We start from the raw sequence: 25,429 nt of genomic DNA, 5'->3' as shown, positions 1-25,429 counted from the left end.
GGGTCGAGTGAATCAGTTCACAATCTTCAGCGGCCGACCGTGTCGCCGTGGGCGCCCGATCCCCGGGTGACCAGGGCGAGATGGCCCCCGTCGTTGAGCGGTGTCGGCACGGACAGCGTGGTGACCCGCGCGTTCGGGGCCGGCGCGCGGTCGGCGTCAACGAGATGGATCTCGCCGTGGCCCCCACGGGTGACCGCCACCAGAGGGGATCCGGGTGACGCGGCGATGGCCCGGCGCTGCACCCCGTCCCACGGTGTCCCGCCCGGCCGGGGCGCGCCCTCCATGGCGGGCAGCGGCAGCCGGGCGGTGACGCGGGGCGTGGCCGAGTCCGTGGCGATCAGGACCAGTTCGTCGCCGTCCGGGTGGACCCGGGCGTATGCGACGTGGCGCGCGGCCACGGCCAGCCGGAAGACGAAGCCGGGTCCGATCGGCAGCCGCCCGACGGCGCCGGAGTCGAGGCCGTGCCACCACGCGTCGTTGGACCACTCGGGCCAGCGGCCGGGTTCGGCGGGTCCGCCGCGCACACAGGACCACAGGACACGACGGGCGGGGTCGAGGCGCAGATAGTAGCCGCGGCCGGGGCCGCCCCACGGCAGCGCCTCCTCCATGACGAGGGACCCGCCCGCGCGGCGCGCCCGGTGCACCCCGGACCCCGCGGCGGCGAACACCCGCCCGGTCAGCGGATCGTGCGCGTCGCCGTGGCCGTCGTCGTCGGCGAGCGGCAGATCGGCCGCGGGGACGGCGGGCGGACAGGCGGGGGCGGCGGCCATCAGCTCGGCGTGCCGGTAGACGGTGAGCGAGCCGGGTTCGCGGTGACGCAGGACGACCAGCGCGTCGCCGGGTCCCCGGCCGGGGCCGGGGTCCGTCGGGTCCGTGGAGCGCCCGGACGGCCGGGGGCCGAGCACGGTGACGCCCGGTTCGCCCGCGTCCGTGCGCACGCGCACCGCGCGCGGTCCGCCCGGTGCTGCGAGGTCCACGGCGGTCAGCAGATCGCTCCACGGTTCCCAGTTGCGTCCCAGGCCCGTCGTCACGGCGAGCAGCCGGCCGGTCGGGTCGGCGGCCAGGTGCTCGGCGGGGACCGCCACGGGCACGGTCGCCTCGACGAACGGCCGCCCGGCGTCGGGGCCGTACGGGTCGAGGACCACCAGTTCGCCGGCGAGGTCGTCGACGAAGGCGGTCCGGTCGCCGGGGAGCGCGAGGAATCCGGCGTGCTCGGCGAGGTGGCGGCCCTCGACCAGGCCGCGTTCGCGGCCGTCGGGGAGGTCCAGCAACCGTACGCAGCCCGCCACTTGGTCGGCGACGAGCAGACGAGGGGGCGTGGAGGTGGCCTCGGTCATGGCGGCTCCGGAGAGAGGGGTGAATGTTATTGATAATGATTATCATGTAGAACTCTATGGCCGACTCCGGCCGAACCGAACCGAGAGAGAAGAGTGCGATGCCGCACCGAGCGCTGAGGGCCGTCCGCCGCTGGGCCGCCGCCGCCGTCATGGGAGTCCTGCTGTCCGGCTGCGGCGCCGCCACCGGCGGCGCCGAGGACAAGCCGGCCGACGCGGGACCGAAGACCGAGGTGACGGTCGAGCCCATCACCGCCGCCCGGAGGATCACCGACGCCAAGGGCGTCACCGTCGCCACCGGGAAGCCGCCCGCCCGCGTCGTCTGCCTCGTCGCCCTGTGCGACGACATGCTGACCGAGCTCGGCATGAAGCCCGTGGCCACCAACTCCGGTCTGCTCGCGCATCCGCGGTTCCTCGGCAAGGACGCGGCCGCCCGCATTCCCGTCGTTCCCGGGGGCTTCCTCAGCCCCGAGGCCGAGGCGATCCTGTCCCACAAGCCCGACCTCGTCATCGGTCTCGAGGACACCCACGGCAAGCTCGCGCCCGCGCTGAAGGGCGCCACCGTCTTCTGGCCCGTACAGCCGGCCACCTGGCAGGACAGCGTCGGATACCTGCGCGACCTCGCCGCGCTCACCGGACGCACCGCGCAGGGCGAGAAGGCGGAGCTGGCCTTCCGGCACGAGCTGGCCGACGCCGAGGCCGACAGGAGCGCCGAGACGTCGCTGATCATCTTCGGCAGCGACGAGAACTTCGGCGTGGCCACCCCCGGCAACGACGTCGCCGCCGGGCTCTTCCCGAAGATCTCCGACTACCCCTGGAAGAGCCGTGGTGTCGAGGGCTCCTACAGCATGGAGGAGATCCTCGCCCGTGACGTCGACGTCCTGTTCGTGGAGACGCTGTCCTTCGGCGGGCAGGCCGAGAAGAAGCTCTCCGACAAGCTCGCCGAGAACCCCCTGTGGTCGCAGATCCCGGCGGTCAAAAACGGCAGGGTCCACGAGGTCGACTCCGAGGTGTGGGCCAAGGGACGCGGCACCCGCTCGCTCGGCATCGTCCTCGACGAGGCGACGGCCAGGCTGAAGTGACCCGCCACGTCGTCGCCGCGTCGGGGCTGCTGGCGGTCGCGGCCCTGTGCGCGCTGTGCCTCGGCACCCCGTACGTGCCGCCGCACCAGCTGCCCGCGGCCTTCGACGGCGACGGCCTGGCGGGCGTCGTCGTCACCGAACTGCGCCTGCCGAGGCTCGTCCTGGCGCTCGTCGCCGGGGCCTGCCTGGGCGCGGCAGGACTCGTGCTCCAGGAGGCACTGCGCAATCCGCTCGCCGTCCCCGAGCTGCTCGGCGTCTCGTCGGGCGCCGCCCTCGGCGTCGCGGCGCCGCTCGTCCTCACCCTGTCCGTGCCGCTCGCCCTGCAACCGCTGCTGGCGCTCGCCGGAGCGGCGGCCGGAGGCGTACTGACCCTGCTCGCCGCCGGGTTCGGGCGCAGCCCGTCAGCGGTCCTGCTGACCGGTGCGGCCGTCGCGGCGGCGCTGCAGGCGGCGCTGCTCGTGCTGATGGTGCTGGCCGACCAGCTCGACCTGCAGCTGATCTACCGCTATCTCCTCGGCAGCCTGTCGGCCCGCACCTGGCGCGACGTGGACGGGGTGTGGCCCTGGCTCGCCGTCGCGGTGCCCGCCCTGGTGCTGTGCGCACCGGTGCTGTCGGTCCTGCGGCTCGGCGACGACGACGCGCAGGCGCTGGGCGTACGGGTGCGGCGGGCCCGGCTCGCCGCCCTCGCCATCGCCGTGCTGCTCATCGCCCCGGTCGTCGCCGTCTGCGGGCCCGTCGCCTGGGCCGGATTCCTCGCGCCGCATCTGGCCCGCCGTCTGCGGCCGGGCTCGGACGCGGTCGGCTGGCTCCCGTGGTCGGCGGTGTGGGGTGCGGTGATCGTGGCCTGCGCCGACCTGCCCGCCCGGCTCGCCCTCGCCCCGACCGAGACCCCGGTCGGCGCGTGGACGGCTCTCCTGGGCGTTCCCGCGGGAGTCGCCCTGCTGAAGGTGCGCACCGGCACCGGGACACGGCGGCATTCCACGGCCGAGGAGGTGGCGGACGCATGAGCCGCGACAGCACACCGGTCACGGCCGGACGACGCGCCCCCGGCCAACTGCCGCCGCCCGCACGGGCCGTACGGGCGCGAAGGGCCCGCGGGTGGCCGCTCGCCCTGCTGGCGCTGGCGGTCGTCGTCGCCGGCTGCGCGGATCTCGTGGCCGGTCGGTCCCTCGGGCCGGGGGACGTGTGGCAGGCGCTCGGCGGCGGGGGAGACCCCACCGCACGGCATGTCGTGCTCCAACTCCGGCTGCCCCGCGCGCTGGTGGCGCTCGTCGCGGGCGCGAGCCTGGGGCTCGCCGGCATCGTGCTCCAGTCCGCGCTGCGCAACCCGCTCGCCGGGCCCGAGGTCACCGGCGTCACCCCCGGGGCGGTGCTCGGCGCGGTGACCGCCACCGGACTCGGACTGGCCGGATGGCGTTCGCCGGAGGCCGTCGTGGCCGCGGCGTGTCTCGGCGGGTTCACGGGCGCGGGCCTGCTGTGGCTGCTCGCCGGGCGGCAGAAGGCCGATCCGGCGCAGACAGCCGTGCACGGAGTGCTGGTCTCCGCCGTCCTGTCCGGGCTGACGGCCATGGTGCTGCTGGTCGCCCCCGGCGAACTGGGCAGTGTCGTGCAGTGGCTCGTCGGCTCCACCGAGGGCCGGGTGTGGGACCACTGGCGCCTGCTGTGGCCCTGGGCCGCCGTGTGGGGATGCGCCGCCTGGGCGATGGCCGTACCGCTGACGATGCTGCGCTGCGGCGACGAACAGGCCGCTGCCGCGGGCCTGGCGACCGGGCGGGCCCGCGTGGCCGCACTGGTGTGTGCCGTCGCGCTGACCGCGGGCGCCGTCTCGGCCGTCGGCGCCCTCGGGTTCGTCGGACTGCTCGTACCGCACCTGGCCTTCGCGCTCCTCGGCGCGGACCTGCGCCGGGCGCTGCCGGGCGCGGCCCTGCTCGGCGCGGTGGTGGTGTGCGGCGCGGACGCGGGCTCGCAGTGGCTGTCCCGGGCGCTGGCGGGGGCGCTGGACATGGACCGGCTGAGCGTGCCGACGGGCGCGCTGACGACGTGTGCGGGCGCGGCCCTTCTGCTCCTGGTGGCACGCCGCGGCACGGCGGAGGGGTGAACGGCGACGGACGCCCGGTCATCCGGCCGACCCGCACCTCTCGCGAACACGACCCATGGAGGACACATGACCAGGACGGCCGGCGACCGGTCCCTGCCCCGCGACGCGATGTCCGGGAGCGGCACCCTGCGGGTCGAGGGCCTGCGCTTCGGATATCCGGGACGTGACGTCCTCGCCGGCGTCGATCTCGACGTCGGCGCCGGTGAGTCCGTCGCCCTCGTCGGCCTCAACGGCTGCGGCAAGAGCACCCTGCTCAGACTCTGCGCGGGGCTGCTGCGGCCCTCGGCGGGCCGGGTCCTCCTCGAAGGGGACGACCTCGCACGGCTCGGCCGGCGCGCCGCCGCCCGCCGTGTGGCGCTGCTCCACCAGTCCGCGCCGCCCGTACCGGGGATGACGGTGCGCCAACTGGTGCGTCAGGGGCGGTACGCGGCGCGCGGCCCGCTCGGCATGCTCCGCGACGGCGACGACGCCGTCTGTGCGCGGGCGCTGGCCGACGTGGGGGTGACCGCGTGGGCCGATCGCCCGGTCGACGCGCTGTCCGGCGGTGAACGGCAGCGTGTACGGCTGGCCATGGCCCTGGCCCAGGACACCCGACTGCTGCTGCTCGACGAGCCGACCACCTACCTCGACCTGCGGCACCAGCTGGAGGTGATGCGCACGGTCGCCCGACTGCGCGAGGAGCGCGGTCTGACCGTCGTGATGGTGCTGCACGACCTCGGCCACGCGGCCCGGTTCGCCGACCGGATCGTCGCGCTGCGTTCGGGAGTCGTCGCGGCCGACGGGCCTCCCGCGGACGTCGTCACGCCCGCGCTGCTCGCCGACGTGCTGGGTGTGGCGGGGCGAGTGGGGCCGGACCCGGTCGGCGGGTGGCCGGTGTGTTACCCGGATCACCCTCTTCCCGAGCCCTCACCCTTGCAAAATGAAAATCATGTTCATTAAGGTGTTCGTGTGCCGCCGGGAGACCGGTGACACGGAACCGACCGACGAACCGAACGGAGTTCAGATCATGGAGCAGCACAAGGTGTTCAGCCCGATCGCCGAGCAGGGCCAGCTCGCCCACCTGTCCGCCACCCACTCCAACGCGCTCGTCGAGAACCCCTTCGACGACGCCGTCGAGGCCGACAGCGACAAGTAAGTCCCGTATCGGGCCCGCCCGGAGAGCAGTTCCGGGCGGGCCCGACCCGTCCACCGAAACACTCAGGAGACCACGTGTCCACCGCACGGCTCGCTCCCGGCGTCGCACTCGTCACCGTCCCCGGACAGGGCCTCGCGGTGCGCACCCCCGACGGGGAGTTCCTCCGCGTCGACACGGGCACCGCGGACCCGGCCGCGCTGGTGGCCCACCTGACGGGGACCACGGGGGACAACCGGGCGCTCGACGGCCTCACCGACGCCTTCGAGCAGGCCGGTTACCTCGCCCGGCCAGGCGGTTCCTCCCCCCGCCTGGCCGGGCGCACGGTCCTCGTCCTCGGCGACGAGCACCTGACCGGCGCGCTGACCGCGCTCGTGCGCGCCGAGGGCGGCGAGGTCCGTGCCGTGCCCCCCGGTGAACTGCCGGCCGTCGAAGGGCCCGGCACCGCCGTCGTCTGGTGCCTCGACTCGCCGGTGCCCTCCGGCCTCTGGGACGAGGCCGACCGGCTGCCCGCCCGAGGCGTCGCCTGGCTGCGCTGCCACCGCGAAGGGGCGACCGCGTGGCTCGAACCGCTCGCGGCGGGCCCCGGCGACGTGACCTCCGCTCACATCCGGCTGCGGCGGCTCGCCGCGACGCCGGCCCACCGCGAACTCGCCGCGTACTGGGCCGGTTCCGGCACGCCCGACAACGGGCCCGCGCACAGCGCCGCGTCGGCCGCGCTGACCGCCGCCCTGCTCACCGCCGACCTCCTCGCCTGGGCCGCCGGCGCCGACGGCAGCCGGCGCCTGCTGCGCCGCGTCGACCTGCGGGACCTCGCCGTCACGGCGCACCCGGTCCTGCCGGTGCCCGACGTCGCCCCCGTCGTTCGATGAGAACGACCGAGATCGCCGTCCCCGGCGCCCGGCTCGTCACCGACATCCACCTGCCCGACGGCGACGGGCCCTTCCCCGCCGTCGTCCTGCGCACCCCCTACGACCGCCGACGCCACCGTGCCGAGGCGCGCGGCTGGGCGGCGCGCGGCTTCGCCGCCGTGGTCCAGGACGTCCGCGGCCGGTACGCCTCCCGGGGCCACTGGCACCCGTACCGCGAGGAGGCCGCCGACGGCGCCGCCACGCTGCGCCGGATCCGGGACGAGGCGTGGTCCGACGGCCGGATCGTCGCGGCCGGAGCCTCCTACGCGGCCCACTGCGCACTGGCCGCGGCACACGGGGACGACGACCCGGCCGACCGCCCGGACGCCGTGATCGCCGCGGTCCCCGCGCTCGGTCTCGCCGAGACGGCGCGCGAAGCCGGCGGCGTCGAGCGCCTGTCGGCCCGCGCGGGCTGGTGGGCCGCGCACGGCGACCGCCCCGACTCCGACGAGAAGGCCCTCGCCACGGCCCTCGCGTCCGACCCCCACCTGCTCGAACACCTCCCGCTCGCCACACTCCCCTCCCGCCTCGGCCGGGACCTTCCGTCGTGGGCAGCGTTGTGGGAGGCGGCCCCCGCGGGTGCACCGGGCGGGCTCGGCCCGGCCGTGTCCGGGCCCCGAGTGCCGCTGCTCGTGGTGGGCGGGACCAGGGACCCGTTCCTCGACGACGCAATACGGCTGTGGCGTCACTGGGGCGGAACCGCACGCCTTCTCATCGGGCCGTGGGGACACGGGCTCACCGCCGAGCCGGGCCCCGAGGCGCGGCCCGGACACGCGATCGCGCTCGGCGAGCTCTACGTCCGCTGGGCGCGCGCCGCCCTCGGCGGCGCCCTGAGACCGGGACGGGGCGGCGCGATCGCCCTCGGCGGCAGCGAGCACTGGTACGCCGCCGGAACCCCCGCGCGCCCCGTCGCCCGGGACTTCGGCTCCCCGGCGGGGCCGCGGCTCCTGCACGGCGAGCACTTCACCGCCGACCCGCAACGACCCGTGCGCAGCGACGAGTTGGCCATCGGCACCGGCGGGCCGGCCGACCGCGCGGTCCTCGTCACCCCGCCGCTGCCGCGCCCGCTCGACCTCCTCGGCAGCGCGGAGGTCCGGCTGCGCGCCACCGCCGACACCCCCAGCGCCGACTGGGCCGTACGCGTGGTCGCGCTCGACCCCGAGGGCCGCGCGGACCCCCTCGCGGTGGGCGTCGTCCGGCGCGCCGACCCACCGGGCGCCGACGCCCGGTTCCCCGTCCCGCTCGGCCCGGTGGCCCGCCGGCTGCCCGCCGGGACCCGGCTGCGCGTCGAGATCGCCGGGCACCACTTCCCCGCCCACGCCCGCAACCCGCACACCGGCGAGGACCCCGTGCACGCCACCCGGCTGACCGCCTCCCGGCGCACCGTACGGACGACGGGCAGCACCCTGCTGCTTCCCGTCGCCGACGGCCGCCACCCCGTAGACCCCGCAGAGGAGACATGCACGTGACCGGCAGCCCGCTCTCCCCCGACGCGCTCGTCGACCCCGTCTGCGGGCTGATACGCGCAGTCGAGGCCGTGCCGCATCCCACCGGCGCCCCGCCCCGCTACACCGCCATGACCGCAGACGTCTCCGACGCCCGCCGCTTCGGCGCATGGCCCGCGGACCGGGTGTCGCTCGGCACCACGTTCGGCGACCCGTCCGGCGCGCGGATCGCCGCCGTCGCCGAGGCCGTCGAGCGCTACTGCGGCAACCGGCTGCCCCCGCCCGGACACCGGGACGCCCCCCGCCGCGCCACGGCCGCCGAACTCCTCGCCGAGGGCCGCACGCTCTACGGCCCCGGCGACCTCCCGGCGTACGCCGAATGGCAGTACGCCCGTCCCGGCTTCGCCTACCGCCCCCTCACCGAGGACACGCCCGCCCTGTGGATACCGGCCCGGGAGAACGGCGAGGAGGTGTGGGCACCCGTCGCCCTCACCCATCTCAACTGGCGGCAGGGCGACTTGAAGCAGCTGCCCCGCACGCACCACCTCAACTACGCGGGCATCGCGACCGGCCAGGGCCTCGACGACGCGGTCGAACGCGGCCTCCTCGAAGTCGTCGAACGCGACGCGCTCGAACTGTGGTGGCACCTCGACGGCCCCACCCGCGGCATCGACGCCGCCTCCGTCCCCGGCCTCGTCCACGATCTCGCGGGCTGCGACCTGGAGGTGTCGATCGTGGAGATGCCTTCCGAGTTCGCGCCCTGCATGGCCGCGCTCGTGCACGACCCGGAACGCGGCATCCACGCCGCCGGCTTCGCCTGCCGCTACGACCCCGCCGAAGCCGCCCGGAAAGCGGTCCTGGAAGCGGTCCACACCTGGGTGTTCACCCAGGGCGCCACGGAAGCCGACGGCTGGGTCTTCCGCGCGATCGACGCCGGAATGCTCGCCCGCGGGCTCTACCTCGACCACCGGGCCGACCGGCGCTACCTCGACGACTGCGGGACCGACTTCGCGGCCGTACGGGACCTCGGGGCGCACGTGCAGGTGTGGCTCGACCCGCGCATGGCGCCGCTCGCCGCCCGGTTCACCGAGCCGGCGCTCGGCACCGTCCCGGTGTCCGCCGTACCGCACGGCAGCAGGGAAGACCTCCACGCGCGGCTCGCCGCACGCGGACACCGCGTGATCACCGCCGACCTCACCACGGAGGACGTGACCGAGACGCCGCTGCGGGTCGCCCGCGTGCTCGTCTCCGGCCTGGTGCCGAACGCGCCCGCGGCATTCGCCTACCTCGGCTGCCCGCGCTTCGGCCAGGCCGCCCTGGAACGCGGCTGGCGTGACGAACTCCCGTACCGCCCCGGCGACTTCACCCTCGCCCCGCCCCCGCACATGTGAGCCGCGACGCATGACCGACCCCGTACGCCAGGCGCTCGCCCGGGCACGTTCGGCCGAGGAGCCCGGCCCGGACACGCCCGCCGGCCCGGCGCGCCCCGCGCTGCCCGGCGAACCGCTGCCCGTACCGCCCGAACTGGACCGCCTCCTGCGGCAGGCCCTCGCGGGGGACAGGCTGCGCCCCACGCCCTCGGCCGGGGCGCTGCACCCCGTCGACACGTACCTGGTGATCGGATCGGGCTGCTCGGTGCGGCCCGGCCGTTACGTCTACGACCCCGCCGGGCATTGCGTCCACCGTCGCGGCCCGCTCGGCCGCGGACGCGTCCCCGCCGGGGCCGTCGCCGTGTTGGCGGCAGCCCCACGCCGGACCGTCTCCCACTACGGCCACCGCGCCTGGCCCCTCGTGGTCCTCGACACCGGGCACGCCGCGGCGGCGCTCGCGCTCGCGGGAGCGCCCGCCGTGTGCCTCGACGCGAACGGCGCGCTGCTGTCGGCGGCGCTCGGCGGCCCCCTCGAACCGGCCCTCGCCGCCGTGCGGTTGCTGCCGGGCGATCCCGACGCGCTGCTGGTGCGGTCGGCGGCGGCCGGCGCGGTGACGCTCCCGTACGACGAGGTTCCGGTGCACCGGGACCTGGCCGAGGCGCGACGGGTGCTCGCGGCCCTCGCCGCGGCCGGCGGCGTCCGGGGGACCTGGCGTCCCGCACCGCCCCCGGCCGCCTCCGATGTCCTACTGGCGCGCCGCAGTGCGCCCCCCGGTTTCGGCGGCGTCCCGCGCCGCGCCGAACTCCTGCGTGTCCTGACCGCCGCGCGCACGGCGGCCCCGGACGGCCCCGCCTGGAGCCTCGCGCTGGGCGGCCCGCGACCGGGCCTCCTGGCGGCGTCACGCGACGGGCGAGGCGGCCGGGACACGGGCGAAGCCCTGCGCCGGATCGCCTCCGGGCACGTGCTGGGGACGCTCGCCCACTGGGCCGCCCGGCAGCCGTGGATCGCCCTGGCCGGAGCCGTACTCCTCGCGCACGGCTGTCCGTCCGACGCCCCCGCGCACCGGGTGCGGCACGAGCACCTCCTCGCCGGATACGGCATGGGCCACGCCCAGGCCGCCGCCACCGCCCTCGGCCTCGCCTCGCGGCCCGTCGGGTCGTGGCAGGACGCCGACCTCGGCGCCGCGCTCGGCGACCCCGCGGGCCGCGACTGGGTTCTCCACGGCCTCGCCCTCGGCCGCGACGCCGCGGCCCCCCATCCGGATCCCACCACCGCGAGCACTCAAGGAGACGACTCGTCATGATGGTCCACCCCGAGCTGGTGCGCGCGGCCCGCATCGCGCGGCGGCCCCTGCTCACCGCCACCGCGCTCCTCGGCGCGGTCGCCGTCACCCACCTCGCCCAGGCCGTCCTGCTCGCGTACGCGCTGGCCCGCATCGCCCGCGGCGAGACCGGCCCGCTGCCGCCGCTGCTGGGCGCGGTGCTCGCCGCCGTCGCCGTACGCGCCCTGCTCGTGCGCGTCCAGCGGCGCACCGCCGTCGGCGCGGGCGCGAGGGTCAGGACCGCGCTGCGCGACGAACTCCTCGTACGCCTCAGCCGCATCGGACCGTCCCGGCAGGCCGACGCACGCGCCGGGGCCCTCCGCGCCACGCTCGTCGACGGAGTCGAGGGCGTGGACGCCTACGTGTCCCGCTACCTGCCGCAGCTGCTGATCACCTGCGCCGTGCCGCCGCTGCTGCTCGTCGCCGTCGCGTTGGCCGAACCGTGGGCCGCGCTCGCCCTCGGGCCCGCCCTCGTGATCGCGCTGCTCGCTCCCCGCTGGTGGGACAAGCTGCTGGAACGCCGGGGGCAGCAGCACTGGGGCGCGTACGAGGCCCTGTCCGCCGACTACCTGGAGGCGCTGCAGGGCATGCCCGCCCTGCGGGCCGCCGGTGCGGTCGGGCGCACCAGGGTCAGGCTCCAGGAGCGCTCCGCGGAACTGCACCGGGCCACGGTCGCCAAACTGCGCGTCTCGCTGGTCGACACCGGGATCACGGACCTCGCCGTCCAGGGCGGCACGGTCGCCGCCGCCCTCGTGGCCTGCGCGTCCGCCGCGTCGGGCGCGGCGACCCCCACCGGCACCTACCTCGTGCTCATGCTCGCCTCCGAGTGCTTCCGCCCCGTGCGCGACCTGTCGCGTGAATGGCACTCGGGCTACCTCGGCGTCTCGGCCGCCGACAACATCGCCGAACTGCGCACCGCCACCGGCGGCCTCGGCGACGAGGGACGGCTCGCCGCAGCCTGGCAACAGGCCCCCGACATCCGGTTCCAGGACGTGCGGTTCACCCATCCCGGCGCCGCGCGCCCCGCTCTCGACGGCGTGACGTTCACCGCGCGGGCAGGACGCACGACCGCCGTCGTCGGCCCCTCCGGCGCGGGCAAGTCCACGCTCCTCGGCCTGCTGCTGCGACAGACCGACCCGGACGGCGGACAGGTGCTCGCCGCCGGCACCGACATCCGCGCGTACACCCTCGACTCGCTGCGGCGCGGCATCGCCGTCGTCTCCCAGGAGACGTACCTCTTCCACGCCACCGTCGCCGAGAACCTGCGTCTGGGCGCTCCGGGCGCGAGCGACGCCGAGCTCCACCGGGCGGCGCGCGCCGCGGGCATGCACGACGAGATCATGAACCTGCCCGACGGCTACGACACCCAGGTCGGCGAGCGCGGCGCCACTCTCTCCGGCGGACAACGCCAACGGCTCGCCCTGGCACGGGCCCTGCTCGCCGACGCACCCGTCCTGGTGCTCGACGAGGCGACCAGCGCCGTCGACGAACGCCGCGAGGCGCAGATCGTGCGCGAACTCCTGCACGCCGCGCGGGGCCGCACCTGCCTCGTCGTCGCCCACCGGCTCGACTCCGTACGCCACGCCGACCGCATCGTCGTCCTCGACGCGGGACGGGTGGAAGCCGTCGGCAGCCATGGCGAACTGCTCGCCGCGGACGGCGTCTACGCACGCCTTGTCACAGCCGCCCGTACGGCGGGCCCGGCGGAAGGGCAGGCGGCGTGACCAGCGAACGCGGCGCCCTGCGCGCCCTGTTGCCCGTCCTCGGCGCACACCGCGCCATGACCGTCCGCACCTTCGGCGCGGCGCTCGCCGACCAGGCCACGCTCGTCGCCCTGGTCACCCTCGCCGCGCACACCGTCGGCACGGCCGTCGTCTCGTCCACCGCGCCCGGTCCCGGCACGATCACCGCGCTCGTCGGGCTCGTCCTCGTCCGCGCGCTCGCGACCTGGCGCGAGATGGACCTCTCGCACGACCTCGCCTACCGGGTCCTCGCCGAGCTGCGGGTCCGCGTCTTCGACGGCCTCGCCCGCAGCGCGCCCGCGCGCGTCGGGGGCCGCCGCAGCGGCGACCTGGCGTCGGCCGCGCTCGGCGACGTGGAGGCACTGGAGTTCTTCTACGCGCATGCCGTGGCCCAACTGATCGCCTCCGGCGTGGTGTTCGGGGGAGGCACCGTCGTCCTCGCCGCCCTCGACCCGTGGCTGCTGCTCGCCGTCCTGCCCGTCGCCGTCCTGCTCGTCCTCGCCCCCGTTCTCGAGGCTCGGGGACGCGCCGCGCGCGGGGCCCGTACCCGTTCCGCGGCCGCCGACCTGTCGGCGGAGACCGTCGAAACCGTCGACGGACTGCGGGAACTGCTCGCGTTCGGGGCGCTGGAGGGCCGCCGTGAGCGGCTGCGCGCGCACGGCCGCCGGCTCGGCGACGCCCAACGGGCCGAACAGGCGTGGGAGGCGGACGCCTCGGCCGTCCGCGACCTGCTCGTGGTCGCGGCCGTCGTCGGCGTCGTCCTCGTCGCGGCGCACACCGTCGCGGGCGCGTGGGCGCCCGCCGCGATGGCACTCGCCCTCGGCGTGCTCGCGCCGGTCGCCGACTCGTCGGCCGCGCTCGGGCAGGCGGGCGGCCTGCGGGCGGCGGCGGCCCGGGTCGGTGCGGCGGTACGGGCCCCGGCCGGCGCACCGGCCCCCGCCGTGCCGCGCGCGCTGCCCGAGGGGCCGCTCGGCATACGGCTGCGGGGCGTGCGCTTCGACTACGGCGGCGCGCCCGTGCTCGACGGCGTCGACCTCGCCGTCCGGCCCGGTGAGACGCTGGCCCTCGTCGGAGCGTCGGGCGCCGGCAAGTCGACGTGCGCGCATCTGGTGGCCCGCTTCTGGGACCCGGCCGCGGGGGCGGTGGAACTGGTGCCGCGGACCGGCGACCCCGTCGACCTGCGGGAGGTCGCCGAACCCGAACTGCGGCGCGCGGTCGCGGTGGTGGGCCAGGACGCGCCCCTGTTCCACGGCACGCTGAGGGAGAACCTGCGCCTCGCCGCACCGGACGCCGACGCGGCCGCGCTCGCCCGGGCCGCGCGGATCGCGGGCGTCGACGGGATCGCCGAGGGTCTGCCCGACGGGTACGAGAGCGCGGTCGGGGAGCGCGGCACGACGCTGTCGGGCGGCCAGCGCGCCCGTATCGCGCTGGCGCGGGCGCTGATGACCGAGCCACGCGTGCTGGTCCTCGACGAGACGACGGCGAACCTGGACGCGGAGGGCGACGCGGCGGTGTCCGCGGCCCTCGCGGCGGCCCCGAGCACGCGGACGACGCTGCTGATAGCCCACCGCCCTTCGACGATCCGCCGTGCGGACCGGATCGCGGTGCTGGAGGCGGGCCGTGTGGTGCAGGTCGGTACGTGGGCCGAACTGACGGAGGAGGGGGGCGCGTTCGCCCGCGTCCTGTCACGCTGACGCGCCCCGCCCGCGGCGCCCCCGAAACCGCGAGCGCCGGCCCCCGCACCGCTGCGGCGGCTGCCCCCCGGCGCCCGGATCCGGGGCCACCCTCCCAGGCCGGGCGCGCTGACGCGGTGGCAACCGGGGGTGCGCCCCGGGACGCTGTGATGTGGCGGCTCTGCCCTCGCGTGTGGTCTCTGGAGGACACGGCCTCTGCGGGGAGTTGGGGTGCCGGAGCAGCGTCCTTCGCCGCGCGCCGGGCCCGGCCGGGCGGCTGGGCTGTCAGCCTCTGCGCGGCCGGGAGCTGCAAGCCGCGCCCGGCCGCGCACTGATGTGGTGGCTTCGGCCCCTGGCGCGGTCCCTTGGGGCCCGTGGCCCTTGGAGAAGTGGTGGCCAGGACAACGGCGCTGCGCGCCGGGACCGGCGCGCCCCAGCGGCGGCGGGGAAGCCGGGGGCTGCGCCCGGGCCAGGCGGCGATGCGGCGGTGTCGCCGGCCTGCGGGCCGAAGGGGCGGGGGCCGCGCCCCAGCCCCGCGGCCGCGTCAGCTCATCCGCAGCGCCAGGAAGAAGTCCAGCTTGTCCTCCAGCCGCGACAGATCGCGGCCCGTCAGCTGTTCGATCCGGCCCACCCGGTACCGCAGCGTGTTCACGTGCAGATGCAGGCGCGTCGCGCAGCGGGTCCAGGAGCCGTCGCAGTCGAGGAACGCCTCCAGCGTCGGGATCAGCTCGGCGCGGTGGCGGCGGTCGTAGTCCCGCAGCGGGTCCAGCAGGCGGGCCGTGAACGCCCGGCGCACGTCGTCCGGCACGAACGGCAGCAGCAGCACGTGCGATGCCAGCTCGTGGTGGCCGGCCGCGCACACCCGGCCGGGGCGCGCCGCCGCCACGCGGCGGGCGTGGCGGGCCTCCTCCAGCGCGCCGCGCAGGCCCTCCGCCGAGTGCACGGCCGCGCTGACGCCCAGCGTGAGGCGGCCGTCGCCGTCGAGGCCGGCCGACAGCGGGGCGCGTACGGACTCCAGCAGGGCGTCGGCGTGCAGACCGGCGTCCGAGGGCGGCGTGGCGTTCTCCTCCAGGCCGAGGGGGCTCACCGCCGGCAGCGGCACCAGCGCGATGGCCTCGTCACCGGTGTGCGCCACGGCGATCCGGTCCGCGGAGTCCGCTCCGGCGGCCGACGGGTCGACCAGGATCTCCTCCAGCAGCGACTGCGCGACCGGGCCCGCCTCGATGCCGGAGTCCGCGCCCCAGTCCACCCGGGCCACGACGACCTGCCAGTGCGGCGCGCTCCCCAGACCCGGCAGCAGCACGGGCGCGGCCACCCGCAGCCGGGCGGCGATCTCCGCCGGCGCGGCGCCCGTCTGGACCAGCTCCAGGACCTCCTGGGCGAGGCGGCGCCGGACCGTGCGGGCCGCCTCCCGCCGGTCGCGTTCGACGGCGATCAGCTGGGTGACGCCCTGCAGCAGGTCCAGACGGGCCGCGGGCCAGTCCCCGGCGTCGGCCTCGACGGCCAGCAGCCAGTCCGACAGCACGTTCTCGCGGACGTCCCGGGACGCGGCCACCGCCCCCCGGCCGGTGTTACGGATCGGGAAGAGCGAGTACGTCACGCCCCCGACCACCGCCCGGTGCGGCGCCCGCCGGCCGGCCCGTACCGCCGCCAGGTGCTCGGCGGCCAGTGCCGCGCCGGTCTGCGCGGTCAGACCCTCGCCGGCGCCCGCGATCTGCCGCCCGGTGGGGGAGAGGACCCAGGCCCGCAGGTCCAGGTCGGAGCCCAGGAGGTCGAGCACCGCGTCCGGGCCGCCGCCCGCCGGACCGGAGGTCATCAGCCTTCTGTGTCTGTCGACGACTGCCGCGAGGTCCCCGGCGCGCTCCCCGGAGACCTGCCGCACGACGTACTCGGTGATGGTCGCGAACGCAACGGACTCGTTCACAGCGAACAGCGGCAGCCGGTGGCGGGAACACGCCTGCACCAGATCGTCGGGAATGTCGCCGAGCTCCGCCTCGCCCGCGGCCAGCCCCGCGACCTGGGCGCCCGCGAGGATGCGGACGAACGGTTCCGAGTCCTCGGCGCTGCGCCGCCAGGCGAGGCCGGTCAGCACCAGTTCGCCGCCCGACAGGTACCGGCTCGGGTCCCGGAGGTCGGTGGTCATCACGCCCCGTACACCGCGGTCGAGCTCCTCCTCGCCGCCGAGCAGCCGCAGCCCCAGCGCGTCGGTCTCCAGCAGTGCGCGCAGCCGCATCTCGTCGCCACCGATCTGTCTCGTTGTTGCACGTTCCGGCCAGAGATTCTTTGGCCACGGTTTCCGGGGGGAAACGGTGAGGTTGCTGATCCCCGCCTTTCGTTCGAATCTACAAGACGAAAGAGGAGACCAGCCAACTCCTTCATGGTTTCAGTGACTGCACCGCTCGGATCCCGCCTTGTGTACTGGACCACACCGCGTGAAGAGCACATGAACATCCAGTCGAGGGCCGGCCGTCCCGGGCCCGTTGCGACGACCCCGAGACAAGAAGAAGAGAGCCACTCATGGACTTCCTTCGCCCCGCCAGCTGGGAGGAGGCGCTCGCCGCCAAGGCCGAGCACCCCACCGCTGTCCCCATCGCGGGTGGCACCGATGTGATGGTCGAGATCAACTTCGACCACCGTCGGCCGGAGTACCTCCTGGATCTGAACCGCATCGGTGAGCTGACCGAGTGGGAGGTCGGGGGAGAGAGCGTCCGGCTGGGTGCCTCCGTTCCGTACACCAAGATCATGGAGAATCTGCGGGCCGAGCTGCCGGGCCTCGCACTCGCCTCCCACACCGTCGCCTCCCCGCAGATCCGCAACCGCGGCGGGGTCGGCGGCAACCTCGGCACCGCCTCCCCGGCCGGCGACGCCCACCCGGCGCTGCTCGCCGCGGGCGCCGAGGTCGAGGCGGAGTCGGTGCGCGGCTCCCGCCTGATCCCGATCGACGAGTTCTACACGGGCGTCAAGCGCAACGCGCTGGCCCCCGACGAGCTCATCCGCGCCGTGCACATCAAGAAGGCCGACGGGCCCCAGCAGTACTCCAAGGTCGGCACCCGCAACGCGATGGTGATCGCGGTCTGCGCCTTCGGCCTCGCCCTGCACCCCAAGACCCGCACCGTGCGCACCGGCATCGGCTCCGCCGCCCCCACGCCGGTGCGTGCCGAGGCCGCGGAGGACTTCCTGAACGCCGCGCTCGAAGAAGGCGGATTCTGGGAGAACGGGAACATCATCACCCCCTCGATCGCCAAGCAGTTCGCGGAGCTCGCCTCCGGCGCCTGCAACCCCATCGACGACGTGCGCGGCACCGCCAAGTACCGCCGTCACGCGGTGGGCATCATGGCCCGCCGCACGCTCGGCTGGACCTGGGAGCAGTACCGCGGCACCGCCCGCACGCTTGAAGGAGCTGCATAAGCATGCGCGTCAATTTCACCGTCAACGGACGCCGCCAGGAGGCGGACGACGTCTGGGAGGGCGAGAGCCTGCTCTACGTCCTGCGCGAGCGCCTGGGGCTGCCCGGCTCCAAGAACGCCTGTGAGCAGGGCGAGTGCGGCTCCTGCACCGTCAGACTCGACGGCGTCCCGGTCTGCTCGTGCCTGGTCGCGGCCGGCCAGGTCGAGGGCCGTGAGGTCGTGACCGTCGAGGGCCTCGCCGACTACGCCAAGCAGCGCGAGGAGTCCTGCGGGACGGGTGCCTGCGGCAGTGCCAGGGGCACCGACTCGCAGACCGGCGAGGGCACCGAGCTCTCCCCGATCCAGCAGGCGTTCATCGACGCGGGCGCCGTGCAGTGCGGCTTCTGCACCCCGGGCCTGCTGGTCGCCGCCGACGAGATGCTGGAGCGCAACCCGTCGCCCACCGACGAGGACATCCGCGAGGCCCTGTCCGGCAACCTCTGCCGCTGCACCGGATACGAGAAGATCCTCGACGCCGTCCGCCTCGCGGCCGCCCGTGGCGAACGTCAGGGACACCAGGAAGCGACGGTCTGACGATGACGCAGCACACCCGAGTCGCCTCCGCCCCGGCGGGCACTCCCACCAAGGTCACCCAGGGGTCCAGGACCAAGGGCGGCATCGGCGAGTCCACGCTCCGCCCCGACGGCACGCTCAAGGTCACCGGCGAGTTCGCGTACTCCTCGGACATGTGGCACGAGGACATGCTCTGGGGCCAGATCCTGCGCTCCACCGTCGCGCACGCCGAGATCGTCTCCATCGACACCTCCGAGGCCCTGGCGCAGGCCGGCGTCTACGCGGTCCTCACCTACGACGACCTGCCCACCGAGGTGAAGAACTACGGCCTGGAGATCCAGGACACCCCGGTCCTCGCCAACGGCGTCGTACGCCACCACGGCGAGCCCGTGGCCCTGGTCGCCGCCGACCACCCGGAGACCGCGCGCCGCGCCGCCGCCAAGATCAAGGTCGAGTACAGGGAGCTGCCCGTCGTCACGGACGAGGCCTCCGCGACCGCCCCCGACGCGCCGCTGCTGCACCCGGGCCGGAACGACCACCACGCCGGTCACGTCCCGCACCCCAACATCGTGCACCGCCAGCCGATCGTCCGCGGCAACGTCGACGAGGCCGCGAAGAGGGCGGACGTGATCGTCTCCGGCGAGTACGTCTTCGGCATGCAGGACCAGGCGTTCCTCGGCCCCGAGTCGGGCCTGGCCGTGCCCGCCGAGGACGGCGGGGTCGACCTGTACGTGGCCACGCAGTGGCTGCACTCCGACCTGCGCCAGATCGCCCCCGTCCTCGGCCTGCCCGAGGAGAAGGTCCGCATGACGCTGTCCGGCGTCGGCGGCGCCTTCGGCGGTCGCGAGGACCTGTCGATGCAGATCCACGCCTGCCTGCTGGCGCTGCGCACCGGCAAGCCGGTGAAGATCGTCTACAACCGGTTCGAGTCCTTCTTCGGGCACGTCCACCGCCACCCGGCGAAGCTCTGGTACGAGCACGGTGCCACCAAGGACGGCAAGATCACGCACATGCGGTGCCGGATCGTGCTGGACGGCGGCGCCTACGCCTCGGCCTCCCCGGCCGTGGTCGGCAACGCCGCCTCGCTCTCCGTCGGCCCGTACGTCATCGACGACGTCGACATCGAGGCGATCGCTCTCTACAGCAACAACCCCCCTTGCGGCGCCATGCGCGGCTTCGGCGCGGTCCAGGCGTGCTTCGCCTACGAGGCCCAGATGGACAAGCTCGCGGCGAAGCTGGACATGGACCCGGTGGAGCTGCGCCGGCTCAACGCCATGGAACAGGGCACGATCATGCCCACCGGGCAGCCGGTCGACTCCCCGGCCCCCGTCGCCGAGCTGCTGCGTCGCGTCAAGTCCCGCCCGCTGCCGCCCGAGCGCCAGTGGGAGACCACCGAGGGCGCCGACGTCCGCGCGCTGCCCGGCGGCCTGTCCAACACCACGCACGGCGAGGGCGTCGTCCGGGGCGTCGGCTACGCGGTCGGCATCAAGAACGTCGGCTTCTCCGAGGGCTTCGACGACTACTCCACCGCAAAGGTGCGCATGGAGGTCGTGGGCGGCGAGGCGGTCGCGACCGTCCACACCGCGATGGCCGAGGTCGGCCAGGGCGGTGTCACCGTCCACGCCCAGATCGCCCGCACGGAACTGGGCGTCACCCAGGTGACCATCAACCCCGCCGACACGCAGGTCGGCTCGGCCGGCTCCACGTCCGCCTCCCGCCAGACGTACGTCACCGGCGGCGCGGTGAAGAACTCCTGCGAGCTGGTCCGCGAGAAGGTCCTGGAGATCGGGCGCCGCAAGTTCGGCACCTACCACCCGGCCTGGGCCACCGCCGAGCTGCTGCTCGAAGGCGGCAAGGTCGTCACCGACGGCGGCGAGGTCCTCGCCGACCTGGTGGACGTCCTGGAGGGCGAGGCCGTCGAGGTCGAGGCCGAGTGGCGCCACCGCCCCACGGAGCCGTTCGACCTGCGCACCGGCCAGGGCAACGGCCATGTGCAGTACTCGTTCGCCGCCCACCGGGCGGTCGTCGAGGTGGACACCGAGCTCGGCCTGGTCAAGGTCATCGAGCTCGCCTGCGCCCAGGACGTCGGCAAGGCCCTCAACCCGCTGTCCGTCGTCGGCCAGATCCAGGGTGGCACCACCCAGGGCCTGGGCGTCGCGGTCATGGAGGAGATCATCGTCGACCCGAAGACCGCGAAGGTCAGGAACCCCTCCTTCACGGACTACCTGATCCCCACCATCCTCGACACGCCGACCATCCCGGTCGACGTGCTCGAACTCGCCGACGACCACGCCCCGTACGGGCTGCGCGGCATCGGCGAGGCCCCGACCCTGTCGTCCACCCCGGCCGTCCTCGCGGCGATCCGGAACGCGACGGGTCTCGAACTGAACAGGACGCCGGTGCGCCCCGAGCACCTCACCGGCACCTGACAGATCCCCACCACCTCTCCGGGCGGTGCGTGCCATGCCTCCCAAGGAACGCCACTTCCGGCACCGCCCGTGCCGCCCGGAGAAAACCCGAGTGCCGCACCGCTCGCGGCCACAGCACCACCCCGCAGTACGAGCAGTACCCGCAGAGCAGGTTCGTCTCGGGCCGTCCCCCGGGTCGTGCAGCCGAAGCACCTTCCCAAATCCCGCCACCGAAATCCTTCCGGCGGGTGCCCCTGTGAACCTTGGGAGTAGGCACCATGACCCAGCAGTCCACTGAGCCGAGGACCACGGCGGAGGACGCCGGCGCAGGTACGCGCCAGCCCGCCGGCCGGTCCTGGCTCGACCGGTACTTCCACATAACCCAAAGAGGCTCCACCATCGGGCAGGAGGTGCGTGGCGGCATCACCACCTTCATGGCGATGGCGTACATCGTCCTGCTGAACCCGGTGATCCTGTCGGTGCCCGACGCGACCGGCGCGAAGCTCGACGGTGACCAGGTGACCACCGCGACCGCCTTCGCCGCGGCCGCCACCACCATCGTGATGGGCCTCATCGGCAACGTGCCGCTGGCCCTCGCCGCCGGACTCAGCGTCTCGGCCGTGATGGCCTTCCAGGTCGCGCCCGAGATGACCTGGGCGAACGCGATGGGCATGTGCGTCATCTACGGCGCCGTGATCGTCCTGCTCGTCGTCACCGGCCTGCGTGAACTGATCATGAACGCGATCCCCCTGGCGCTGAAGCACGCCATCACCATGGGCATCGGTCTGTTCGTCTGTCTCATCGGCCTCGTCCAGGCCGGATTCGTCACCTCCATGCCCGGTGAGGGCGGCATCGCCGGCGCCAAGCCGATCCAGCTCGGCACGCACGACATGCTCACCGGCTGGCCGGTGCTCTGCTTCTCCGTCACCGTCCTGCTGATCTTCCTGCTCCAGGTGCGCAAGGTCCCCGGTGCGATCCTCATCGGCATCGTCGGCGGCACGCTCTTCGCCGCGGTCGTCCACCAGTTCGCCGGCCTCGACAAGGCCGCCTGGGGCGGTCTGAACGCGCCCGAGATCACCGGCTCGATCGTCTCGACCCCCGACTTCGGCCTCTTCGGCGCCGTCTCCTTCGACGGCATGGCCGACGTCGGCGGCATCACCGTCGGCGTCATCGTCTTCACCCTGGTGCTGGCCGGATTCTTCGACGCCATGGGCACCATCATCGGCATCGGCCAGCAGGCCGACCTCGCCGACGACAAGGGCAAGATGCCCGGCCTCAACAAGGCCCTCGCCATCGACGGCGCGGGCGGCGCGATCGGCGGCCTCGCGGGAGCCTCCGGCCAGACCGTCTTCGTCGAGTCCACCGCCGGCGTCGGCGACGGCGCGCGCACCGGCCTGGCCAGCGTCGTCACCGGTCTCGCGTTCACCCTCTGCCTCTTCTTCACCCCGCTGGCGCAGCTCATCCCGACCCAGGTCGCCGCGGCCGCGCTGGTCGTCATCGGCTCGATGATGATGACCAACGCCAAGCACATCGACTGGAACGACTCGGCCACCGCCATCCCGGTCTTCCTGACCACGGTGCTGATGCCGTTCACCTACTCCATCACCGCGGGCATCGCCGCCGGTGTCATCGCCCACGTCCTGATCAAGGCGGTCCAGGGCCGGGCGCGCGACGTCGGCTGGCTGATGTGGGTCCTGTGCGCCGTGTTCCTCGCCTACTTCGCCCTGAATCCGATCGAGGGCTGGCTGGGAATCAAGTAGCACCTCCGCCGCCCTCCGCACACCTTCATCCAGAGGAGACCGACATGCTGGACATCGCCGAAGAGCTGAACCGGTGGGTCGAGCAGGGCCGTTCGTTCGCCGTCGCCACCGTCGTCGCCGTCGGGGGCAGCGCGCCCCGCCAGCCGGGCGCCGCGCTCGCCGTCGACAGCGAGGGCACGGCGATCGGCTCGGTCTCCGGTGGCTGTGTGGAGGGCGCGGTCTACGACCTGTGCACCCAGGCGCTCCAGGACGGCGAAAGCGTCCTGGAACGCTTCGGATACAGCGACGAGGACGCGTTCGCCGTGGGCCTGACGTGCGGCGGCGTCATCGACGTCCTCGTCACCCCCGTACCCGTGGACGCTCCCGGCAGGGAGGTGTTCGCGGCCGCGCTGGCCACCGCCGCCCGAGGGGAGGCAGCGGCGGTCGCGCGCATCACCGACGGCCCCGCGGAACTGGCCGGCCGCGCCCTGCTGGTACGCCCCGACGGCGGCTGCGAGGGATCGCTCGGCGGGCACCCCGAGCTGGACCGCACGGCGGCCGCCGAGGCCGCGGCCATGCTGGACGCCGGCCGCACCGGGACCGTCGTCATCGGCGAGGACGGTTCGCGCTGCGGCCGCCCGCTGACCCTGCTCGTGGAGTCGAGCGTGCCCCCGCCCCGCATGATCGTCTTCGGTGCCATCGACTTCGCCTCCGCGCTCGTGCGGGTGGGCAAGTTCCTCGGCTACCACGTCACCGTGTGCGACGCCCGGCCCGTCTTCGCCACGCGGACCCGCTTCCCGGACGCGGACGAGATCGTCGTCGACTGGCCGCACCGCTACCTGGAGTCCACCGAGGTGGACGGCCGCACCGTCCTGTGCGTCCTGACCCACGACGCCAAGTTCGACGTCCCGCTCCTGGAACGGGCGTTGCGGATGCCGGTCGCGTACGTCGGCGCGATGGGCTCGCGCCGCACCCACGAGGACCGCAACAGGCGGCTGCGTGAGGTCGGCGTCACCGAGCTGGAACTCGCCCGGCTGCGATCCCCGATCGGCCTCGACCTCGGCGCGCGCACACCGGAGGAGACGGCGCTGTCCATCGGCGCGGAGATCGTGGCCAACCGCCGGGGCGGCAGCGGCGTTTCGCTGACGGGCGCCCACACGCCGATCCACCACGACGGACCCGACGCCGTGGCGGGCCGGATCGGGTCGGTGGCGTAGCCCCGTCCGGCGGAGCGCGCGGCACGTGGTCCGTGCCGTCCCGCTCCTGTCAGCTGTGACGTTTCTGTGGGTCCTGGCGCTGAGTTGTGTGCGGGGGGACACACGCGGGTCATGGTCATGGGCATGACGTGACCGCAATGACGAAGAGGAACGAGTGGGCAAGGAGCGGGGCGACCGACGTGCGCAGGCGGCGCACGACACGGAGCTCGGTGACGCGGTCGCGAGAGCGCAGCAGGGTGACGAGGCCGCTTTCTCCCGGGCCTACCGGATCGTCCAGCCCCCACTCCTCGGGTTCCTGCGCGGACTCGTCGGCGACGACGCGGAGGACGTGGCCTCCGACGCCTGGCTCGAAATCGCCCGTGACATCGGGCGCTTCCGCGGCGACGGGGCCGGCTTCCGCGCCTGGACCGCGAGCATCGCGCGCAACCGGGCCATCGACCACCTGCGCCGCGTCAGGAGTCGTCCGCGCGGCACGTTCCTCGAGAACGACCTCGCCGAGCTGCCGGCTCGTCAGGACACGGCCGAGGAGGCGTTCGAGACCGTCTCGACCCAGGCGGCACTGGCGCTCATCGCCCGGCTTCCGCGCCAGCAGGCCGAGGCCGTACTGCTCCAGACGGTCATCGGACTGGACGGGCCGGCCGCCGCCCGTGTGCTCGGCAAGCGGCCCGGCGCGGTCCGGTCGGCCACCCACCGCGGCCTGAAGCGACTGGAGAAGCACCTCGCCTCACTCCGGCCGAAGGGTCGTGTGACAGATTCGGACCCCTGTGCGCTGGGAGGGGCGAGATGACCGAAAACCGATCTGGAGGCGCGGCGGGCTCCGGGCCCGAGCCGCAGCCCACGCCCCCGGCGCTCGACGAGGTGCTGGCCGCCGCCGCGCGCCCGGCGCCCGTCGAGCCGGAGCGCGCCGAACGCGCGCTGGCGGCCTTCCGCGCCGCGCGCGCCGAAGGCGCACTCTCCTTGCCCACCCGTCCCGAGGACGACTGGGGCCCCGCGGCCCCGCCGCGCATCCGCGCACGAGGGCTCAAGGCGGGCATCACCGCGCTCGTGGCCGGTGTGCTGTTCGGCGGAGTCGCGATGGCGGCCGGCGCGATCCCGGCGCCCTTCGGCGACCCGCCGCCGCAGCGGCCCGGCCCCGTGCCCGGCGCCTCGACCGACGGGGAGCCGGCCCCGGACACCCCTGACGAGGGGTCCGCGCCGCCCACGCCGGACGCATCCGCCGCCCGGGGCGAGCGCCCGCCGACGGCGAAGGACGACGAGGCGCACTGCCGCGCGTACGCCAAGGCGCGGCGGCTCGACGACGAGGCCGGGGTGGGCGCGATGCGTGAGCGGCTGGAGGAGGCGGCGGGCGGCCCGCAGGCCGTCGCGGCGTACTGCGCCGATGTGTTGGCCGAGCCGGACGCAGGATCCGGCTCCGGCGGCAGTGGCCCGAAGCGATCCGCCCCGCCGGCCGCCGACGCACCGGATACATCCCCGGGCAGGGACAGGAACGATTCGCCGCGGCACGGTCAGTTCCCGAAGGACTGAGCACCGCGGCTGCCGGGCCCCGCTGCTGGTTGGGCACCGGGTCCGGCTGCCGGGCGGCCTCACGCGCGTGTGCGGCCCAGGTTGTGCCCGGCTGCCGGACGGCGCTCGGCCCCGTGACTGCGGGCGGCGGCAGATCCGCGCTGCAGGGTGGCCCGCACCTCGGGCGTGCGGACGAGCCGTGCCCGACTGCCGGGCGCAGCCCACCCCGTGAGGGTGGATGTCGGTCCACGACACGGCGGGCGGTGTAGCCGCGGGACGCCGTCGGCGGACGTGAGCGGGCCGGTGCGGCAAGGCGTCCGCTTCACGGTACGCGTCCGGTGGCGCGGGGCGGCCCGCCGCCCGTGAAGGCGAGCCCCGCGGAACCGCGCGGGCCTGCCGGACGCCCTCTCGGGGGTCCGGCGGGCCCGGTGGCGGGGGGCGGCGGGGCCGGCGGCGGCCGCCGGGGGACGGGGGCGGGGCCAGAGAGCGGGGCGG

20 protein-coding genes are annotated in these 25,429 nt (G+C 75.0%); 18 read left to right on the top strand and 2 right to left on the bottom strand.

Annotated features, from left to right (window positions below):
- Positions 1–26: 26 nt before the first annotated feature.
- Entirely contained in the window at positions 27–1,337 is a 1,311-nt protein-coding gene (locus AB0K02_RS28720; RefSeq protein ID WP_365995453.1) for a hypothetical protein, read from the bottom strand.
- A gap of 98 nt (positions 1,338–1,435) precedes the next feature.
- On the opposite strand from AB0K02_RS28720, the gene AB0K02_RS28715 reads away from it, so the two are divergent.
- From AB0K02_RS28715 to AB0K02_RS28665, 11 genes are all read left to right on the top strand, one after another.
- On the top strand, positions 1,436–2,416 hold the full coding sequence (locus AB0K02_RS28715) for an ABC transporter substrate-binding protein (protein WP_365995452.1): 981 nt from the start codon (positions 1,436–1,438) through the stop codon (positions 2,414–2,416).
- Positions 2,413–3,423: an iron ABC transporter permease gene (locus AB0K02_RS28710; protein ID WP_365995450.1), complete on the top strand. Its 1,011-nt coding sequence runs from the start codon at positions 2,413–2,415 to the stop codon at positions 3,421–3,423. Before AB0K02_RS28715 ends, AB0K02_RS28710 begins: the two co-directional genes overlap by 4 nt.
- Entirely contained in the window at positions 3,420–4,514 is a 1,095-nt protein-coding gene (locus tag AB0K02_RS28705; protein ID WP_365995449.1) for an iron ABC transporter permease, read from the top strand. The genes AB0K02_RS28710 and AB0K02_RS28705 overlap by 4 nt, the downstream gene beginning before the upstream one ends.
- Positions 4,515–4,622: 108 nt before the next feature.
- Positions 4,623–5,453, top strand: coding sequence for an ABC transporter ATP-binding protein (locus tag AB0K02_RS28700; RefSeq protein ID WP_365995473.1), 831 nt, complete (start codon positions 4,623–4,625; stop codon positions 5,451–5,453).
- 67 nt (positions 5,454–5,520) lie between these two features.
- Positions 5,521–5,649, top strand: coding sequence for a streptamidine family RiPP (amiA, locus tag AB0K02_RS28695; RefSeq protein ID WP_256355984.1), 129 nt, complete (start codon positions 5,521–5,523; stop codon positions 5,647–5,649).
- A gap of 74 nt (positions 5,650–5,723) precedes the next feature.
- Positions 5,724–6,518, top strand: a complete 795-nt coding sequence (locus AB0K02_RS28690; RefSeq protein ID WP_365995448.1) for a hypothetical protein — start codon at positions 5,724–5,726, stop codon at positions 6,516–6,518.
- Positions 6,515–8,026: a CocE/NonD family hydrolase gene (locus tag AB0K02_RS28685; protein ID WP_365995447.1), complete on the top strand. Its 1,512-nt coding sequence runs from the start codon at positions 6,515–6,517 to the stop codon at positions 8,024–8,026. The genes AB0K02_RS28690 and AB0K02_RS28685 overlap by 4 nt, the downstream gene beginning before the upstream one ends.
- Positions 8,017–9,393 carry a YcaO-like family protein gene (locus AB0K02_RS28680; RefSeq protein ID WP_365995446.1) on the top strand — a complete coding sequence of 459 codons (1,377 nt, stop codon included), beginning with the start codon at positions 8,017–8,019 and terminating at the stop codon, positions 9,391–9,393. The genes AB0K02_RS28685 and AB0K02_RS28680 overlap by 10 nt, the downstream gene beginning before the upstream one ends.
- Positions 9,394–9,403: 10 nt before the next feature.
- A complete protein-coding gene (locus tag AB0K02_RS28675) occupies positions 9,404–10,675 on the top strand; it encodes a hypothetical protein (protein ID WP_365995445.1) in 1,272 nt (423 codons plus the stop codon).
- A complete protein-coding gene (locus AB0K02_RS28670; protein ID WP_365995444.1) occupies positions 10,672–12,417 on the top strand; it encodes an ABC transporter ATP-binding protein in 1,746 nt (581 codons plus the stop codon). Before AB0K02_RS28675 ends, AB0K02_RS28670 begins: the two co-directional genes overlap by 4 nt.
- A gap of 56 nt (positions 12,418–12,473) precedes the next feature.
- Positions 12,474–14,129 carry an ABC transporter ATP-binding protein gene (locus AB0K02_RS28665; protein WP_365995472.1) on the top strand — a complete coding sequence of 552 codons (1,656 nt, stop codon included), beginning with the start codon at positions 12,474–12,476 and terminating at the stop codon, positions 14,127–14,129.
- A 523-nt stretch (positions 14,130–14,652) separates the two neighbouring features.
- On the opposite strand, the gene AB0K02_RS28660 is transcribed toward AB0K02_RS28665, so the two are convergent.
- Positions 14,653–16,341, bottom strand: a complete 1,689-nt coding sequence (locus AB0K02_RS28660; protein ID WP_365995443.1) for a PucR family transcriptional regulator ligand-binding domain-containing protein — start codon at positions 16,339–16,341, stop codon at positions 14,653–14,655.
- 284 nt (positions 16,342–16,625) lie between these two features.
- Here AB0K02_RS28660 and AB0K02_RS28655 point away from each other — a divergent pair, with 284 nt between their 5' ends.
- The 7 genes from AB0K02_RS28655 (at position 16,626) to AB0K02_RS28625 (ending at position 24,955) form a co-directional block, all read left to right on the top strand.
- Positions 16,626–17,516: a xanthine dehydrogenase family protein subunit M gene (locus tag AB0K02_RS28655; RefSeq protein ID WP_365995442.1), complete on the top strand. Its 891-nt coding sequence runs from the start codon at positions 16,626–16,628 to the stop codon at positions 17,514–17,516.
- Positions 17,517–17,518: 2 nt separating this feature from the next.
- The gene (locus AB0K02_RS28650) at positions 17,519–18,088 is read left to right on the top strand and encodes a (2Fe-2S)-binding protein (protein WP_365995441.1); all 570 of its coding nucleotides are present in this window, start codon (positions 17,519–17,521) and stop codon (positions 18,086–18,088) included.
- A 2-nt stretch (positions 18,089–18,090) separates the two neighbouring features.
- Positions 18,091–20,496 carry a molybdopterin cofactor-binding domain-containing protein gene (locus AB0K02_RS28645; RefSeq protein WP_365995440.1) on the top strand — a complete coding sequence of 802 codons (2,406 nt, stop codon included), beginning with the start codon at positions 18,091–18,093 and terminating at the stop codon, positions 20,494–20,496.
- A gap of 257 nt (positions 20,497–20,753) precedes the next feature.
- Complete coding sequence (locus tag AB0K02_RS28640; RefSeq protein ID WP_365995439.1) at positions 20,754–22,235, top strand: NCS2 family permease; 1,482 nt, start codon at positions 20,754–20,756, stop codon at positions 22,233–22,235.
- Positions 22,236–22,279: 44 nt separating this feature from the next.
- The gene (locus AB0K02_RS28635; RefSeq protein WP_365995438.1) at positions 22,280–23,431 is read left to right on the top strand and encodes an XdhC/CoxI family protein; all 1,152 of its coding nucleotides are present in this window, start codon (positions 22,280–22,282) and stop codon (positions 23,429–23,431) included.
- 154 nt (positions 23,432–23,585) lie between these two features.
- On the top strand, positions 23,586–24,218 hold the full coding sequence (locus tag AB0K02_RS28630) for an RNA polymerase sigma factor (protein WP_365995437.1): 633 nt from the start codon (positions 23,586–23,588) through the stop codon (positions 24,216–24,218).
- A complete protein-coding gene (locus tag AB0K02_RS28625; protein ID WP_365995436.1) occupies positions 24,215–24,955 on the top strand; it encodes a hypothetical protein in 741 nt (246 codons plus the stop codon). The genes AB0K02_RS28630 and AB0K02_RS28625 overlap by 4 nt, the downstream gene beginning before the upstream one ends.
- Positions 24,956–25,429 lie beyond the last annotated feature (474 nt).

It is taken from the genome of Streptomyces sp. NPDC049597 (assembly GCF_040675505.1).
GTDB lineage: Bacteria > Actinomycetota > Actinomycetes > Streptomycetales > Streptomycetaceae > Streptomyces.
The sequence above is the reverse complement of the archived record's forward strand: the minus strand, read 5'-3'. Positions and strand labels throughout refer to the sequence as shown.

What these genes read in the sequence shown, in the direction of transcription:
- AB0K02_RS28720 (WP_365995453.1), bottom strand. Translation starts at nt 1,337, where the DNA reads ATGACCGAGGCCACCTCCACGCCCCCTCGTCTGCTCGTCGCCGACCAA.
- AB0K02_RS28715 (WP_365995452.1), top strand. Translation starts at nt 1,436, where the DNA reads ATGCCGCACCGAGCGCTGAGGGCCGTCCGCCGCTGGGCCGCCGCCGCC.
- AB0K02_RS28705 (WP_365995449.1), top strand. Translation starts at nt 3,420, where the DNA reads ATGAGCCGCGACAGCACACCGGTCACGGCCGGACGACGCGCCCCCGGC.
- AB0K02_RS28700 (WP_365995473.1), top strand. Translation starts at nt 4,623, where the DNA reads ATGTCCGGGAGCGGCACCCTGCGGGTCGAGGGCCTGCGCTTCGGATAT.
- amiA (WP_256355984.1), top strand. Translation starts at nt 5,521, where the DNA reads ATGGAGCAGCACAAGGTGTTCAGCCCGATCGCCGAGCAGGGCCAGCTC.
- AB0K02_RS28685 (WP_365995447.1), top strand. Translation starts at nt 6,515, where the DNA reads ATGAGAACGACCGAGATCGCCGTCCCCGGCGCCCGGCTCGTCACCGAC.
- AB0K02_RS28680 (WP_365995446.1), top strand. Translation starts at nt 8,017, where the DNA reads ATGCACGTGACCGGCAGCCCGCTCTCCCCCGACGCGCTCGTCGACCCC.
- AB0K02_RS28675 (WP_365995445.1), top strand. Translation starts at nt 9,404, where the DNA reads ATGACCGACCCCGTACGCCAGGCGCTCGCCCGGGCACGTTCGGCCGAG.
- AB0K02_RS28670 (WP_365995444.1), top strand. Translation starts at nt 10,672, where the DNA reads ATGATGGTCCACCCCGAGCTGGTGCGCGCGGCCCGCATCGCGCGGCGG.
- AB0K02_RS28665 (WP_365995472.1), top strand. Translation starts at nt 12,474, where the DNA reads ATGACCGTCCGCACCTTCGGCGCGGCGCTCGCCGACCAGGCCACGCTC.
- AB0K02_RS28660 (WP_365995443.1), bottom strand. Translation starts at nt 16,341, where the DNA reads ATGCGGCTGCGCGCACTGCTGGAGACCGACGCGCTGGGGCTGCGGCTG.
- AB0K02_RS28655 (WP_365995442.1), top strand. Translation starts at nt 16,626, where the DNA reads ATGGACTTCCTTCGCCCCGCCAGCTGGGAGGAGGCGCTCGCCGCCAAG.
- AB0K02_RS28650 (WP_365995441.1), top strand. Translation starts at nt 17,519, where the DNA reads ATGCGCGTCAATTTCACCGTCAACGGACGCCGCCAGGAGGCGGACGAC.
- AB0K02_RS28645 (WP_365995440.1), top strand. Translation starts at nt 18,091, where the DNA reads ATGACGCAGCACACCCGAGTCGCCTCCGCCCCGGCGGGCACTCCCACC.
- AB0K02_RS28640 (WP_365995439.1), top strand. Translation starts at nt 20,754, where the DNA reads ATGACCCAGCAGTCCACTGAGCCGAGGACCACGGCGGAGGACGCCGGC.
- AB0K02_RS28635 (WP_365995438.1), top strand. Translation starts at nt 22,280, where the DNA reads ATGCTGGACATCGCCGAAGAGCTGAACCGGTGGGTCGAGCAGGGCCGT.
- AB0K02_RS28625 (WP_365995436.1), top strand. Translation starts at nt 24,215, where the DNA reads ATGACCGAAAACCGATCTGGAGGCGCGGCGGGCTCCGGGCCCGAGCCG.